14 protein-coding genes and 1 tRNA gene are annotated in these 14,071 nt (G+C 63.8%); 1 reads left to right on the forward strand and 14 read right to left on the reverse strand.

Translation table 11 applies throughout. The features are described 5' to 3' along the window. Window positions 1-12 precede the first annotated feature (12 nt). From P6U25_RS21985 to P6U25_RS22050, 14 genes are all read right to left on the reverse strand, one after another. Window positions 13-729 (reverse strand): ABC transporter ATP-binding protein, encoded by a 717-nt coding sequence (locus tag P6U25_RS21985; RefSeq protein WP_407146865.1) that lies wholly within the window; start codon window positions 727-729, stop codon window positions 13-15. Beyond that, window positions 726-1,496, reverse strand: a complete 771-nt coding sequence (locus P6U25_RS21990) for an ABC transporter ATP-binding protein (RefSeq protein WP_407146866.1) — start codon at window positions 1,494-1,496, stop codon at window positions 726-728. Before P6U25_RS21990 ends, P6U25_RS21985 begins: the two co-directional genes overlap by 4 nt. Further along, window positions 1,486-2,469: a branched-chain amino acid ABC transporter permease gene (locus P6U25_RS21995; RefSeq protein ID WP_407146867.1), complete on the reverse strand. Its 984-nt coding sequence runs from the start codon at window positions 2,467-2,469 to the stop codon at window positions 1,486-1,488. Before P6U25_RS21995 ends, P6U25_RS21990 begins: the two co-directional genes overlap by 11 nt. After that, a complete protein-coding gene (locus P6U25_RS22000; protein ID WP_407146868.1) occupies window positions 2,469-3,332 on the reverse strand; it encodes a branched-chain amino acid ABC transporter permease in 864 nt (287 codons plus the stop codon). The genes P6U25_RS21995 and P6U25_RS22000 overlap by 1 nt, the downstream gene beginning before the upstream one ends. A 278-nt stretch (window positions 3,333-3,610) precedes the next feature. Then, window positions 3,611-4,864 (reverse strand): ABC transporter substrate-binding protein, encoded by a 1,254-nt coding sequence (locus P6U25_RS22005; RefSeq protein ID WP_407146869.1) that lies wholly within the window; start codon window positions 4,862-4,864, stop codon window positions 3,611-3,613. Window positions 4,865-5,240: 376 nt separating this feature from the next. Next, window positions 5,241-5,314 (reverse strand) — tRNA-Gln (locus P6U25_RS22010). Between the two features lie 230 nt (window positions 5,315-5,544). After that, entirely contained in the window at window positions 5,545-5,931 is a 387-nt protein-coding gene (cyoD, locus tag P6U25_RS22015) for a cytochrome o ubiquinol oxidase subunit IV (protein ID WP_407146870.1), read from the reverse strand. Beyond that, complete coding sequence (locus P6U25_RS22020) at window positions 5,928-6,566, reverse strand: cytochrome (ubi)quinol oxidase subunit III (protein ID WP_407146871.1); 639 nt, start codon at window positions 6,564-6,566, stop codon at window positions 5,928-5,930. The genes cyoD and P6U25_RS22020 overlap by 4 nt, the downstream gene beginning before the upstream one ends. Next, window positions 6,566-8,560, reverse strand: coding sequence for a cytochrome o ubiquinol oxidase subunit I (gene cyoB / locus P6U25_RS22025; protein ID WP_407146872.1), 1,995 nt, complete (start codon window positions 8,558-8,560; stop codon window positions 6,566-6,568). Before cyoB ends, P6U25_RS22020 begins: the two co-directional genes overlap by 1 nt. After that, window positions 8,560-9,381, reverse strand: a complete 822-nt coding sequence (cyoA, locus tag P6U25_RS22030) for a ubiquinol oxidase subunit II (RefSeq protein ID WP_407146873.1) — start codon at window positions 9,379-9,381, stop codon at window positions 8,560-8,562. The genes cyoB and cyoA overlap by 1 nt, the downstream gene beginning before the upstream one ends. A gap of 114 nt (window positions 9,382-9,495) precedes the next feature. Beyond that, window positions 9,496-9,945 carry a PPC domain-containing DNA-binding protein gene (locus P6U25_RS22035; RefSeq protein WP_407146874.1) on the reverse strand — a complete coding sequence of 150 codons (450 nt, stop codon included), beginning with the start codon at window positions 9,943-9,945 and terminating at the stop codon, window positions 9,496-9,498. A 40-nt stretch (window positions 9,946-9,985) separates the two neighbouring features. Continuing rightward, window positions 9,986-10,198 carry a hypothetical protein gene (locus P6U25_RS22040; protein ID WP_407146875.1) on the reverse strand — a complete coding sequence of 71 codons (213 nt, stop codon included), beginning with the start codon at window positions 10,196-10,198 and terminating at the stop codon, window positions 9,986-9,988. A gap of 88 nt (window positions 10,199-10,286) precedes the next feature. Beyond that, window positions 10,287-11,654, reverse strand: coding sequence for a PQQ-dependent sugar dehydrogenase (locus tag P6U25_RS22045; RefSeq protein ID WP_407146876.1), 1,368 nt, complete (start codon window positions 11,652-11,654; stop codon window positions 10,287-10,289). Beyond that, a complete protein-coding gene (locus P6U25_RS22050) occupies window positions 11,654-12,127 on the reverse strand; it encodes a DUF2231 domain-containing protein (protein WP_407146877.1) in 474 nt (157 codons plus the stop codon). Before P6U25_RS22050 ends, P6U25_RS22045 begins: the two co-directional genes overlap by 1 nt. Before the next feature lie 674 nt (window positions 12,128-12,801). Here P6U25_RS22050 and P6U25_RS22055 point away from each other — a divergent pair. Further along, on the forward strand, window positions 12,802-14,013 hold the full coding sequence (locus tag P6U25_RS22055; RefSeq protein ID WP_407146878.1) for an MFS transporter: 1,212 nt from the start codon (window positions 12,802-12,804) through the stop codon (window positions 14,011-14,013). Window positions 14,014-14,071 lie beyond the last annotated feature (58 nt).

A 14,071-nucleotide genomic window follows, 5' to 3' on the forward strand; every position in this document is an offset into this window, starting at 1 on the left:
TCCGCATCACGATCATCCGCCGAGATACGCCTTCTGCACTTGCGGATCGTCGGCGAGTGCGGCGGCCGTCCCCGAGAGCACGCTCCTGCCGACCTGTAGCACGGTCGCGAAATCGGAAACTTCAAGCGCCAGCTCGATCGACTGTTCGGCGAGCAGGATAGTCAACCCCTCGCGGTGCAGGCGGCCGAACGTCTCGTACATGGATTCGACCACCGCGGGCGCCAGCCCCAGCGACGGCTCGTCCAGCATCAGCAGCTTCGGATCGCTCATCAGCGCGCGGCCGACCGCCAGCATCTGGCGCTCGCCGCCGGACATGGTGCCGGCGCGCTGGAGGCGGCGCTCCTTCAGCCGCGGAAAGATGTCGTAGACGCGCTCCAGCAGCGTCTTGACGCGGCTCTTGTCGCGCAGCGGGGTTGCGCCGAGCAACAGATTGTTCTCGACGCTCTGCTGCACGAACAGCCGCCAGCCTTCCGGCGAGAGCGCGAGCCCTCTGCGCACGACCGCGAACGCGCTTTGCCCCGCGAGCTGTTGCCCGGCGAAGCTGATCGTTCCGGAATGCACGGGGATGAGACCCGCGATCGCGTTCAGCGTCGTGGTCTTACCGCCGCCATTGGAGCCGAGCAGCGCGACAACGCTACCCGCCGGCACCTCGAGCGAGACATCGGACACGCCGATCAGATCGCCGTAGCGCACCTCCAGATGCTCGATCTTGAGCAGCGGACCGGTCATGTCGTGGGCCCGCCCATCAGCTCGATCGGGGTGTGGCCGGCGGCGACCTTGGCAGCGGCGCGGGTACCGAGATAGGCGGCAATCACGGCCGGATTGGAGGTGACCTCCTGCGGCGTGCCGCGGGCGATCTCCCTGCCCTGATGGAACACCATGACGCGGCTCGCCAGCGACATGATCACTTCCATGATGTGCTCGACGATCACGAGCGTGATGCCGGAGCGATGAATGTTGCGGACGAGGTCGATCGCAAGCTGCACCTCGCGCTGGGTCAGCCCGGCCATGGCCTCGTCGAGCAGCAGGACCGTGGGTTCGGTGGCGAGCGCCCGCGCGATCTCAAGCCGCTTGCGGCCGGGCGTGCCGAGCGAGCGCGCCGGCGCGTCGGCGAGCCGTTCCATGCCGACCTGCGCCAGCACAGCGCGCGCCTTGGTCTCGGCCTCGGCGCGATGGCTGGTGCGCAGGAAGGCGCCGATCATGACGTTTTCGAGCACGGTCATGCCCTCAAAGGTCTGCGGCACCTGGAAGGTGCGCGCAAGCCCGAGCCGCGCCCTCGTCTCCGGCGACATGCTGGTGATGTCGTGGCCTTCGAGGAACACCTTGCCGGAGGTCAGCGCGAGATCTCCGGTCAGGCAGTTGAAGAAGGTGGATTTGCCGGCGCCATTCGGGCCGATCAGGCCGAGGATGTCGCCCTGCTCAAGCGTGACGCTCGCCGCGTTCACCGCCTTGAAGCTACCGAACGCCTTGGTGATGTCGCGTGCTTCAAGGAGCATTGGCCGCCCCCTTCGTGGAATCGTCCTTCGATTTCTTTGCCCGCAGGCGGCTGACCAGCGCCAGGATACCGCCCGGCTGGAAGCGCGCGATCAGCACGATGATTGCACCGTACACCACGAAGGTCAGGCCGGCGCCCTTGCCGCCGAGCAGGCTGTTGGAGATTTCCTCCAGCGGCACCAGGATTGCCGCGCCGACCAGCGGCCCGAACAGGAGGCCCGCGCCGCCGAGCGCGGCCATGATGAGGATCTTCACCGAGATCAACAAGCCGAGCCCGGACTCCGGGTCGACGAAGCCGAACATCATCGCGTAGAGCGCGCCGGCGACGCTGGTGAACCCCGCGCTCAGCATGTAGGCGTACAGCTTGACGCGGCTGGCCGGTGCTCCAAGCGAGCGTGCCGCGCGCTCGGAATCCCTGATCGCACGCAAATAGAATCCCATCCGGCTGCTCGCCATCCACCAGGTGATCAGGAGCGTGATCGCGAGGACAGCGAGGAAGAGATAGTAGTATGGCAGTGCCGAGATGAAGGAGAGATCGAACACGTTGCGCGGTACGGTCGGGCCGCTCAGACCGACCGCGGCGCCGAGATAATCGGTGTTGGTGACGATCAGCCGGGCGAGCTCGGCGACCGCGATTGTCGCCATGCTGAAATAATGCCCCGACAGCCGCAGCGTCGGCACGCCGATCACAGCCGCGATCGCAACGCTGGCGACTAGCCCGACCGGGATGCCAACCAGCGGCGACAGCCCATAATGCGCATAGGCTCCCATCGCGGCATAGGCGCCGCAGCCGAAGAACACGGCGTGCCCCACCGAGACCTGACCGGCATAGCCGCCGATGATGTTCCAAGCCGACGCCGCAATCGCATAGAGCAGCACCAGCGCGCCGAGCCGCTGCTGGAACGGCGTCGAGAACACCCAGGGGTAAGCCACGATCAGCACGATCGCGATTGCGGGCCAGAAAGTGCGGCGCATCACGTCTTGCCCATCAGGCCCTGCGGCCTGAACCAGAGGAAGCCGAGGAACAGGGCATATACCACCATGTCCTTGTAGACGGCGCCGATCAGATAGCCCGACAGCGACTCGATCACGCCGATCAGAAGGCCCGCGACCAACGCTCCCGGCACGCTGCCGAAGCCACCGAGCGAAACCGTGACGAAGGCGACGATGCCGAGCGTCTCGCCGACAGTCGGCACGACATAGAAGAAGGTCGCGATCAGCGCGCCGGCGAGCCCGGTGGCGCCCGCCGCGATCGCCCAGGCGATCGCCTGCATGCTATCCGGGCGGATACCCATCAACTGCGCCGCCGTGGAATCCTCGGCGACCGCGAGCATCCGCGAACCGAGCGTGGTGCGCGTCAACAGCAGATGCAGCCCGAGCGTCACTAACAGCGCGACGATGCCGGCGAGCAACCGCGACGCCTCGATGCGGATGCCAAGCACATCGAATGTGCCGCCGACGAGATCTCCGGGTAGCGACAAAAAATTGGCGCCGAACCACCAGAACACGGAATAGCGCAGCAGCAGCGCCAGCCCGAACGTGCCGAGGATCTGCGCCAGCATCGGCCCCTTCATGACGTCGCGGATCAGGCCGAAATAGACGGCGATGCCGAGCGTCGCGAGCAGCAGCGTCGCCAGCGGCGCGCCGGCGAGCGGGCCGCCACCGAGCAGCGTGTACACCACATAGGCGACGTACATGCCGAGCATGACGAAATCGCCGTGGGCAAAATTGACCACGTTCATCATGCCCCACACCAGCGTCAGGCCGGAAGAGAACAGCGCGTAAACGGCCCCGAGCAGGAGGCCACCCACGATCACCTGGACAAGAACAATGGACATCGATTAGCGCCCGATCAGGTGTGATGTCGCCGTGAAAGCACCTTGCACCTCTCCATGTCGGGGAGAGGTCGGCGCGCAGCGCCGGGTGAAGGGCCGCGGCTCCAACGAGAGAGCGTACCCCTCACCCGCGTCTTCGGCGCGACCTCTCCCGGCGGGAGAGGTCGAGCTTCAGCGTGGAGCCAGTTCAATCTCATCTCAAGCGCACCAATGCGTTGATGCCTTCGCCCCCATCGACGCCAGCAGGAAGGGCGGAGCCCTGCGCCCCGCCCTCCACCTCATCACCAGCCTTTGAAGGGCATGACCGGCGGCTTCACGGCATTCGCTTTCGGGAACACCGCGACGTAGTTCTCGCCGTCTTGCAACTGGATGATCAGGCCGGAGGCGAGGACGTTCTGGCCCTTGTCGTCGAACTTGACGCCCTTGTATCCGATCATCAGTTGATCCGGCTTCAGATCGGTCGCTTTCAGCGCGGCCTGGATCTTGGCCGGCTCGGTCGAGCCTGCGCGATCGATCGCATCGGCCAGCACGAAGAAGGCCTGCATCTGGCGCGCAGCCGTGTCGTCCATCTCGTCGCCGCTCTTCTCCTTGTACAGCTTGGCGATGACCGCGGTCGGCGAGCCGGCGGGGCCGACGCTCCAGGACGATCGGTTGAACACGCCTTGCGAGATCTTGCCCACCGCCTTGATGAAGGACGGGTCGGAATAGCCGGAGTCGTCGGCGAGCAGCATCGGCGGCTTGTAGTCCAGCGCCTGCATGGTCTTGGCGAACAGAATCGCATCCGACGTGTAGGAGATCATGATGACGATGTCGGGCTTCTTGTCCTTGAGCTGCAGCACCTGGCTCTGCACATCGGTCGCGTTTGTTGTGTAGGCGACATCCTGCGCGATCGGATGCCCCTTCTCCTTGAAGGTTGCGGCGAGCGTGTTGGCGACGGAGACGCCGTATTCGGTGGTGTCGTGCACCACCGCGATGTTGTCGGTCTTGGCGCCGGAGGCCTTCATCTCGGTGAAGAAGTCGTAGTAGACCTTGGCGAAATCGGTCGCGATCGGCGTGGTGCGGAAGAACCATTTGAAGCCGCGCTCGGTGAGATTGGAGGCAACCGACTCGCCGTTGACGAAGGGAATGCCGTACTTCTCGGCGATCGCGCTGGCGGTCAGCGTGATGCCAGATTGATAGGCGCCGGTGAGGGCCACCACCTTCTCTTCGGTGATCAGCCGCAGCGCCTGGTTCTGCCCGGTCGCGGGGCTGCCCTGGTTGTCGGCGAACACCACTTCGAGCTTGGCGCCACCGAGGCCGGCGAGCCCGGCATTCTTCGCAAGCGGGAAATTGCCGAGCTCGGGATGCGCATTGTTAATGATGTCGAGCGCGACCTCGATCGCGGCCTTGGCGTGCACGCCGGCGCTGGCGGCATTGCCGCTAAGGGGAAACACCGCGCCGATCTTGACGGTCTTCTGCTGTGCCATCGCACCCGAAGCCAGACCCATCGCGATCGCGGCCGCGACAAGCGGCCCGATAAATTTCGACACTCTCATGTGGACGTCTCCGAGATCCCGTGGCCGTGTTCGCGGAAAACGCTCGGGCAAACTGCCGCCGTCTCCCCGTTTTGTTTTTCTTGGTGTGCCAGCATCGCACGGGCCTCAGGAGCCGGCAAGCTAAGGCGCCGCCGGCGGCCTTCACCTGCAACTAAAGTCGCTGCAGCGGGGATGCCAGCGGCGATCCCGCGCGCGTGGCGTATGGTAGGCGCTTGCGCTTGCGATCGCGATCTGCGCGCAATGGTTGCACGGCGCTGTCGCCGCGCGATGGACGGTGAGGACCTGGGCAAGGCGGCACGGCTGCGCCGACCGATCAAGGTCAGCGATTTGCAGCGAACGCGGGTACCGACCGGGGCGAGATAGATATCACCAAATCTGGCTGGGGAACCTGGATTCGAACCAAGACAAACAGAGTCAGAGTCTGTTGTGCTACCGTTACACCATTCCCCAAAAATTGCTCAGCAGAGTCAATAGCTTAGCTGAATGACCGGGCAATCCTTGCGGCGAAGGCGGCCGACAAATCAGCGCCTCGCGCGAATGGGGTCCTTCTACCCGCTTGGTCCCGGACTTGGCAAGCATTGATGATATCTGATTGGCGCCAAATTGCCTTTCCTTTGGCGCTGGCCGGCGTTGGCGTGTCCGGACCGCCGTTCCCGGCGCTCGAAGCGAACTGGTCGACGCTACCGCTGCATCCGCATGATCTGATCCATCGGCATCATGTTATGGTTCAGGTTGGCCATGATCCACAACGATCCGCCGATCACGAGAAAGACGATCAGGACGCCAAAGGCCAGTGCCATCACGTTGTTGGTGTTATCGGGTCCCGTCGTGATGTGCAGGAAGAACACCAGATGCACGCCCATCTGGGCGATTGCCAGCACGATGATCGCCACGGGGATGCTCGGCTGCCACACCAGATCGGTGCCGGCGATGAAGAATGAGGTGACGGTCAGCACGATGGCGAGGCCCAGGCCGACCACGTAGCCGAGGATCCGGGTACGAACCTGGATTTCGCCTTCATCGCCCGGTGCGACGTCGATCGCGTGATGTTCCAGAAGATCGCTCATTGTCCTGCTCCAAGCAGATAGACCACCGAAAACAGCGCCACCCAGATGATGTCGAGCGCGTGCCAGAACAGTGCGAAGCACATGATGCGGCGCTGGATGTCGGCACGAAATCCCTTGGCCGTGACTTGCGCCATCATCGTCAGCAGCCAGAGCACGCCCGCCGACACATGCAAGCCGTGACAGCCCACCAGGCTGAAGAAGGCGGTCAGAAAGGCGCTCCGCGTCGGACCGGCTCCACGTGCGACGAGGCTGGCAAACTCCCGCGCCTCGAGCAAGAGGAATGCCAGCCCGAGCGCGCAGGTCAGCGCCATCGCCAACTGATAGAGCGTCTTCTCCCGCACATCGGCGGCGATGGTCGCGAGCCCGCAGGTGAAGCTCGACAACAACAGGCAGCCCGTCTCGGCCGCGACTGAGCGAAGATCGAATAGTTCGGATGCCTTTGGTCCTCCCGCGGTCCCTGATAGCACCGCATAGCTTGCGAAGAAGCACGAGAACATCACGATGTCGCTGAGCAGGAAGATCCAGAAGCCATAGCCGGTCACGATCCGCTTGGACGCAGGCCCGGCATGCTCGGCGGCGGCGGCGAGGCCACCCAGGTGATGCGGATCGGCGTGTGCAGTGGCGACCGTTGCCATCAGACCGCTCCGCTCATCAAGGCGCGGCGCTCGGCACGATTGGCCTGGTCGATCCGCGCCACCTCGGCCGCCGGGATCACGTACTCATCGTGGTCGCGCCAGGCGAACACCACAAACGTCGCGAAAGCGCCGATCGCGCCGGCGGCGACCATCCACCAGATGTGCCAGATTAGTGCGAACCCCATGACGGTGGCGAAGAATGCGCAGACGAATCCAGTCGGCGAGTTGCGCGGCATCTCGATATCCTGGTAGTCGGGCTTCTGATCGCCCATCCCCTGCAGCTTCGCGCGCTCCTTCATCGCCCAATAGGCGTCCTCCCCGCGCACATCGGGCGCAATGGCGAAATTGAACACCGGCGGCGGCGAGGCCGTCGCCCATTCGAGCGACCGGCCGTCCCAGGGATCGCCGGTGCGATCGCGCAGCTCGGCGCGACGGCGAATGCTGACCACGAGCTGCAGGATCTGACACACGACGCCGATGAGAATGATGATGGCGCCGACCGATGCGACCATCAGCCACGGACGCCACTCCGGGACATCGTAGTGCTGCATGCGCCGGGTCATGCCGAGCAGGCCGAGCACATAGAGCGGCATGAACGCCACGTAGAATCCGATCAGCCAGCACCAGAACGCCGCCTTCCCGAGCCCCTCGTGCAGGCGAAAGCCGAACGCCTTCGGAAACCAGTAGGTGTAGCCGGCGAACGCACCGAACAGCACACCGCCGATGATGACGTTGTGGAAGTGCGCAACCAGAAAGAGGCTGTTGTGCAGCAGGAAATCGGCCGGCGGCACCGCGACCAGGACGCCGGTAAGGCCACCGATCAGGAACGTGACCATGAATCCGATCGCCCACAGCATCGGCGACGTAAAGCGGACCCGCCCGAGGAACATGGTGAACAGCCAGTTGTAGATCTTCACGCCGGTCGGCACTGCGATGATCATGCTGGCGATGCCGAAGATCGCGTTGACGTTCGGCCCGGCCCCCATCGTGAAGAAATGGTGCAGCCACACCATGAACGAGATGACGCAAATCGCCATGGTCGCGAGCACCATCGAGCGGTAGCCGAACAGCGGCTTGCCAGAGAACGTCGACACGACCTCCGAATAGATCCCGAACGCCGGCAGGACGAGGATGTAGACCTCTGGATGTCCCCATGCCCAGATCAGGTTCATGAACATCATGACGTTGCCGCCGGCCTCGTTGGTGAAGAAATGGAAGCCGAAGTAGCGGTCGAGGATCAGCATCGCCAGCGTGGCGGTAAGGATCGGGAATGCCGCGACGATCAGCAGGTTCGAGGCGAGCGTGGTCCAGCAGAACATCGGCATCCGCAGATAGTTCATGCCCCGGGTGCGCAGCTTCAACACCGTGGTGACGAGGTTGATGCCGGCAACCAGTGTTCCGATGCCCGAGATCTGCAGCGACCAGAGATAGTAGTCGACGCCGACGCCGGGCGAATAGGTCAGCTCAGACAGCGGTGGATAAGGCAGCCATCCGGTTCGTGCGAACTCGCCGACAACAAGCGAGATATTGACGAGGAGCGCCCCGGTCGCCGTCAACCAGAAGCCCACCGAATTGAGCGTGGGAAACGCGACGTCGCGCACGCCGAGTTGCAGCGGGACGACGAGGTTCATCAACCCGATCACGAACGGCATCGCGACGAAGAAGATCATGATCGTGCCGTGCGCCGAGAAGATCTGGTTATAGTGCTCCGGTGGCAGATAGCCCTGCGACTGAAACGCGATCGCCTGCTGTCCCCGCATCATCAGCGCGTCGGAAAAGCCACGCAGCAACATCACCAAAGCGAGCAAGGTGTACATCACGCCGATCCGCTTGTGATCGACGCTTGTGATCCACTCTCGCCAGAGATACGGCAGGTGACCCGCGAGCACGATCCAGGCGAGCACCGCAAGGATGATGAACATGACCACGCCCGAGGCCACCATGGGAATCGGCTGGTCGATCGGGATCGCCGACCAGCTCAGCTTGCCGAACATCAGTGACTCCGTGGCGAGACTTCGGCCTCCCGATCCAGCGACGGACCGGGCCCTGCCGGGATATGCTGGGTCGCCACCGCCTGGAACAGCAGCGGGTCATCCAGCCGATAAGTGCGTTTCGCATCGTCCACCGATTGACGTGCCAGTTTGACGTAGCTGTCCGCGTTCATGGCTTCGCTGCTCTTGGCCGCTTGCGCCACCCAGTCGGTAAACCCCATCTGCGAGACGACATGCACGTCGAACATCATGTCGGGAAAGCCGTCGCCGCTGAAATGCGCGGACAACCCTTGATAGGTGCCCTCGTTGTCAGCGCGCAGTTGCAGACGCGTCACCATCCCGTTCATCGTGTAGATCATGCTGCCGAGTTGCGGGATGAAGAACGCGTTCATCACACTCGACGAGGTCAATTCGAATTGAAGCGGCGACCCGATGGGGACGGTCAGCGTGTTGACACTGGCGACCCGCTGATCGGGATAGATGAACAGCCACTTCCAATCGAGCGAGACGACCTGGATCCTGAGCGGCGGCCCTGTCCCCTCGACGGGACGCGCCGGATCGAGCTGATGCGAGCCGATCCAGGCGACGCCGCCGAGCAGGATGATCGTGAGTGCGGGAATTGCCCAGACCACCAATTCCACGCGGCCGGAATAGGCCCAGTCCGGTCGGTATTCGGCGCGAGGATTGGAGGCGCGGTACCAGTAGGCGAATCCGAGGATGGCTGCGATCGTGGGCAGGATGATCGCAAGCATGATGGCAACGGAATCCACCAGGATCGTCCGCTCCGCCGCGGCAATGGGGCCTTGGGGATCCAGGATATTCATTGCGGGATTGACCCTGCCCGGAACGCCTTCACAGCGACCAACGAAACCGGAACCAAACGGTTCCCGAAAACTGAGAACCCGTTGGGCGAAAGTCCCCCGGCAGCCCAGGGTCGCCTAGCTTCCTGCTCCAAGATCGATCAGCGCGATCCCCAATTCTGGCCGCTTGGTGCGCCTCAACCGGGCCGGCGTCTCCGTCATCACGACCTCGAGCGTCGGGCGGACCGTCGCGGCGAGAAGGTGCCCGCCCCGGGTCGTACCATCTGCCAGCCCCAGGACGACATGCATATGCAGACTTGGCCGGCCGTCGTCGGCCAGTGCGACATCGCCGATCGCGCTCAAGACCTCACACTGCTCACGCACCTCGATCTTCTTGTACGTCTTGCGCTCAAGATCAAACCATCCGACTGTCGCCTTCTCGAACGCGCCGATCGCAGTCAGCGACGCGGCCGGTATCGCCAGCTTTCTTGCGACGTCCGTGAGCGCTGCAAACGCCTCTTCACCGGAATCGAGAATCACGACGTGAATCCGATGTCCGGCCTCATCGGCCACGAGCTTCGTTTTCATCAATGCACCTCTGCCTGACCACGTTGGCGAACGCTAACGCTTATGGCGCCGGCTGGCCCAAAGCGGCTTCACCCTCCTGCCTTGCGGGGACGCTGACGTGGACCTCATGACCTTCCCGGATCGCCAGCGACGCCGCGGTCGCGGCCGCCTCGAACGCCGCCTCCTTGGTGGCGTATCCGCCGTTCAGATTGCCGTCGTGCAGGACGCCCCATTCGTTGTGAACCGGAACCACCGCGTACTGAGCCAATCCCATGATCCTCTCCTCATGCGTATCAATTCGACCGGGCTACATCTCGGGCTGCGCCCTCGCGGTAGCGCCGGCAGCCGTCGTCCGGCTTGGCCTATCGCAGGCTCGCGTTGGTCGGCTGGCGGTTCGAGCCGGTGACGCGCCAGACGGTGTTGCCGACGTCGTCCGCGATCAGAAGACCGCCCGACTTGTCGATCGCCAGCCCAACGGGACGGCCGCGCGACCTTTCGTCCTTGTTCAGGAAGCCAGTCACGACATCCTGTGCGGGGCCGTTGGGATGGCCGTCGGCGAATGGGACGAACACGACCTTGTAGCCGTTAAGCTCAGGCCTGTTCCAACTGCCGTGCTCGCCGACGAAAGCGCCGCCGCGATAACGCTCCGGAAGCGCGTCGCCGTTATAAAACGCAAGACCGAGCGGCGCGACGTGCGAGCTCAGCGCATAATCGGGGACGATCGCCTTCGCGACGAGATCGGGCCGCTGCGGCTGCACGCGCGGATCGATATGCTGACCGAAGTAGCTGTAGGGCCAGCCGTAGAAGGCGCCGTCCTTGACCGACGTCAGATAGTCCGGGACGAGATTGGGTCCGATCTCGTCGCGCTCGTTCACGACGGTCCACAGCGCGTGACTTTGCGGCTCGAAGGTCAACCCGTTCGGATTGCGCAATCCGCTCGCGAAGATTCGCCAGCGCCCGGTCGCACGATCGACCTCCAGGATCGCGGCGCGGTTCTTCTCCGCCTCGATACCGTTCTCGGTAATGTTGCTGTTCGAGCCGACGCCGACATAGAGCAACGAGCCGTCCGGGCTTGCCACCAGACTCTTGGTCCAATGGTGATCGATCGGCCCTCCGGGCAGCGGCGTCAGGGTTTGTCCGGGGACCGTGATCTTCGTCTCTCCGGTTTGATAGGGATAGCGGACGATCGCATCGGTATTGGCAACGTACAGATCGTTGCCCACCAACGCGACGCCGAACGGCGACTTGAGGTGATCGAGGAAAACGCTCTGCACCTCGGGCTTGCCGTCGCCATTCGCGCCGCGCAGCAGCGTGATGCGATTGCTTTCTCCGGTGTCGCCACCCGATGTCGCCCATGACTCCACCCACTTCATGATGAAGTCCTTCGGACGCTTGATCGGCTCGGTGCCCGGCGCCTTTGATTCGACGACGAGAATGTCTCCATTGGGCAGCACATAGAGCGATCGCGGATGCTGCAAGCCGGTGGCAAGCGCGTTGATCTGGAGACCGTCGGGCACTGCTGGCTTCTCGCCTTGCTGCCATCCCACGACCGGCGCGATGTGCATCGGCGGGATGAGGTACTGTTGCAGCGCCGGCAGGTCGGGCTTCGCACCGATCTGGGTTTTCGGATCAGGCGCGGATTCACCGCACCCTGCAAGGCATAGGACGGCCGAGAGCACCACGGCGAGCCGGATGCCGCTGATCTCGATCGGGCTGTTGATTGCAGGCATCAATTCGCAACTCCGACGTGACGGCGATAGACCATTTCCCAACCCATCCACCCCGTGAACAGCATCACGAGCACTGTGAGAGCGGACAGCACCAGTCCGACAGGAACGACCGAAGTCCAGGCATCGCGGCTGTGAATGAACGAGTTGAACAAGGCGAGCAGCAGCACCACCACGTTGCCGGCCATGTGCAGCCAGGCCGGTGCCAACTCGCGGATGCGGCGACTGGCGAGGAAATCAATCAGGCCCGCGATCGCCGCAAGCACGCCAAGGACCACGCCGGCAAACAGCAGCCACGCCGAGAAATCGGCCCACATCATCTGGGCGGTTTGCCAATAGGCGATGTCGCTGATTAGCGCGCCGACGAAGCACACGATCGGAAACGGCACCAACATCGGATGGATGGGGTGCGTGGCGATCCGCGCCGTCGAGTCCGGATTTGACGTGTGGGTGCCGGCTTGCGCTGCCTGTGACATTCCGAGCCTCCGAGATGAGCCACCAACGGCTCGCCCGAGGCGATGTTCCTAAGGGGCGCCGGTAGTCCCCGGAACAACAGGAACGAAGGCGCCGCAACGACGTCGACCCGTGGTCGTGATCACAGCGCAAGAGGCCTACCATGGTCCGCGAAGGTCCCGCTGAACCGCCACCCCCTCCCGCCGCAGAAACCACGGAAGCCAGGCAGACGCGCCCGTATGGGCTGCTGGCCACATCGCTGATCATCGCGGTGGTCGTCGTCGTTGTTGCATACATTATATTCAGATAGGTCACGATTGCCGCTTGCTGCCTTCCGGCAGTGCCGGCGCCTTCTTCCGAGCCCCTGCATCCTGGACCGCTTCGGTCCCGCTGCCCACGATATCGGCGTTTACGTCGGCCGCCTTCGGCAGATCTTGCAAAGGTCACTTAGAGCTGCGGCTGTTCGAGAACGTCGCTCCGGCGGGGCCGTCGTATTGGGAACAGCATAACGGTCAAGAAGCGACGTTGCGCCTCGAACCTGCGCGCTGCGTCAAACGCGCCGTTGATCGGGACTGAAGTCTTGATCGGACCCAAGTCTGCCTTGTCGCGTTGGTTCCTGTGCACCGCACCGACCTGCCGCTTCGCAATAAGCGCGCACCAGTGGAGTTCCGCTCGAGATCGACGGGCGCGTCAGACGATGACCAGCCGAAAAACCAAGGCACTTGCCATGACGGGGCCGTTGTGGGCGCTGCTCGCACTGAATTTCTTCATGGCCGATATGCAGTCGGGGATTGGACCGTTCGTCGGGGTCTTCCTGCAGAGTCACGGCTGGACCAGCGGGCTGATCGGAACGGCGCTTACGATCGGGAGCGTCGCGGGGATGCTGATCACCACGCCGATCGGCGGCTTCATCGATACGACCAATCACAAGCGCGCGTGGGTCATCGTTCCCGGTGTCGCAGTCGTCGTCTCATCGGCCATCATCCTGGTGTCGCAGACGTTCTGGGCCGTCGCGCTGTCCCAGATCGCAACCTCGGTCGCGGGCGCCGCAATCGTCCCGGCGGTGACCGGCATCACGCTCGGCATGGTCAAGCAACGCGGCTTCAACCGGCAGAACGGCCGCAACCAGGCCTTCAACCACGCAGGAAACATGCTGGGCGCAGCAGCCTCAGGCTATCTCGGTTGGCGCTACGGCTATGTCGCAGTGTTCCTGCTCGCGGCCGCGTTCGGCGTGCTGACGATTGTGAGCGTGATGTTGATCCCGGCCGATGCCATCGATCATCACGCCGCGCGCGGCAAGGAAGACGACCCCGAAAGCGCGCCGCACCGATTCCGCGTTCTCGCCAGGCACAAGCCGCTGCTGGTGCTTGCCGTCGCGCTCGCGATCTTCCATCTCGGTAACGCCGCGATCGTACCATTGTACGGATTGGCCGCGGTCGCGGCAGGTCTCACGAATGGAGCTGGCGTGGTGGCGACCACGATCGTGGTTGCGCAGGGCGTGATGGTGATCATGTCCGTCGTCGGCATGCATGCCGCCGAACGCCGCAATTTCTGGCCGGTCCTGCTTGCGTCGTTTCTGGCCCTGCCCGCGCGCGGCGTGCTGGCGTATTTCCTGTCGGGCTGGTGGGGCGTGTTTCCGGTGCAAATCCTGGATGGCATCGGCGCGGGTCTGCAAAGCGTCGCCGTCCCCGGCATCGTGGCCCGCACGCTCAATGGCACCGGGCGCGTGAACCTCGGCCAGGGGGCGGTCATCACTGTGCAAGGAGTCGGCGCCTCACTGAGCCCTGCGCTTGGTGGCTGGATCGCCCAATGGGTCGGCTACCACCTCGCATTCCTGTGTCTCGCGGGCTTCGGCCTGCTCTCGGTCGCGCTGTGGGTTTCGCTTCGAGGCGTCGTGAAGCACTATTGAGAGCGTCCACGCGCAACCGGACACAATATCGCGCTATCGTGACCCGCGAAGCGGATCT

The organism is Bradyrhizobium sp. ORS 86 (assembly GCF_045571475.1).
Taxonomy (GTDB): domain Bacteria; phylum Pseudomonadota; class Alphaproteobacteria; order Rhizobiales; family Xanthobacteraceae; genus Bradyrhizobium.

Excerpts from the sequence above, each read along its gene's own strand:
- P6U25_RS21985 (WP_407146865.1), bottom strand. The coding sequence starts at position 729 with ATGACCGGTCCGCTGCTCAAGATCGAGCATCTGGAGGTGCGCTACGGC.
- P6U25_RS21990 (WP_407146866.1), bottom strand. The coding sequence starts at position 1,496 with ATGCTCCTTGAAGCACGCGACATCACCAAGGCGTTCGGTAGCTTCAAG.
- P6U25_RS21995 (WP_407146867.1), bottom strand. The coding sequence starts at position 2,469 with ATGCGCCGCACTTTCTGGCCCGCAATCGCGATCGTGCTGATCGTGGCT.
- P6U25_RS22000 (WP_407146868.1), bottom strand. The coding sequence starts at position 3,332 with ATGTCCATTGTTCTTGTCCAGGTGATCGTGGGTGGCCTCCTGCTCGGG.
- P6U25_RS22005 (WP_407146869.1), bottom strand. The coding sequence starts at position 4,864 with ATGAGAGTGTCGAAATTTATCGGGCCGCTTGTCGCGGCCGCGATCGCG.
- cyoD (WP_407146870.1), bottom strand. The coding sequence starts at position 5,931 with ATGAGCGATCTTCTGGAACATCACGCGATCGACGTCGCACCGGGCGAT.
- P6U25_RS22020 (WP_407146871.1), bottom strand. The coding sequence starts at position 6,566 with ATGGCAACGGTCGCCACTGCACACGCCGATCCGCATCACCTGGGTGGC.
- cyoB (WP_407146872.1), bottom strand. The coding sequence starts at position 8,560 with ATGTTCGGCAAGCTGAGCTGGTCGGCGATCCCGATCGACCAGCCGATT.
- cyoA (WP_407146873.1), bottom strand. The coding sequence starts at position 9,381 with ATGAATATCCTGGATCCCCAAGGCCCCATTGCCGCGGCGGAGCGGACG.
- P6U25_RS22035 (WP_407146874.1), bottom strand. The coding sequence starts at position 9,945 with ATGAAAACGAAGCTCGTGGCCGATGAGGCCGGACATCGGATTCACGTC.
- P6U25_RS22040 (WP_407146875.1), bottom strand. The coding sequence starts at position 10,198 with ATGGGATTGGCTCAGTACGCGGTGGTTCCGGTTCACAACGAATGGGGC.
- P6U25_RS22045 (WP_407146876.1), bottom strand. The coding sequence starts at position 11,654 with ATGCCTGCAATCAACAGCCCGATCGAGATCAGCGGCATCCGGCTCGCC.
- P6U25_RS22050 (WP_407146877.1), bottom strand. The coding sequence starts at position 12,127 with ATGTCACAGGCAGCGCAAGCCGGCACCCACACGTCAAATCCGGACTCG.
- P6U25_RS22055 (WP_407146878.1), top strand. The coding sequence starts at position 12,802 with ATGACCAGCCGAAAAACCAAGGCACTTGCCATGACGGGGCCGTTGTGG.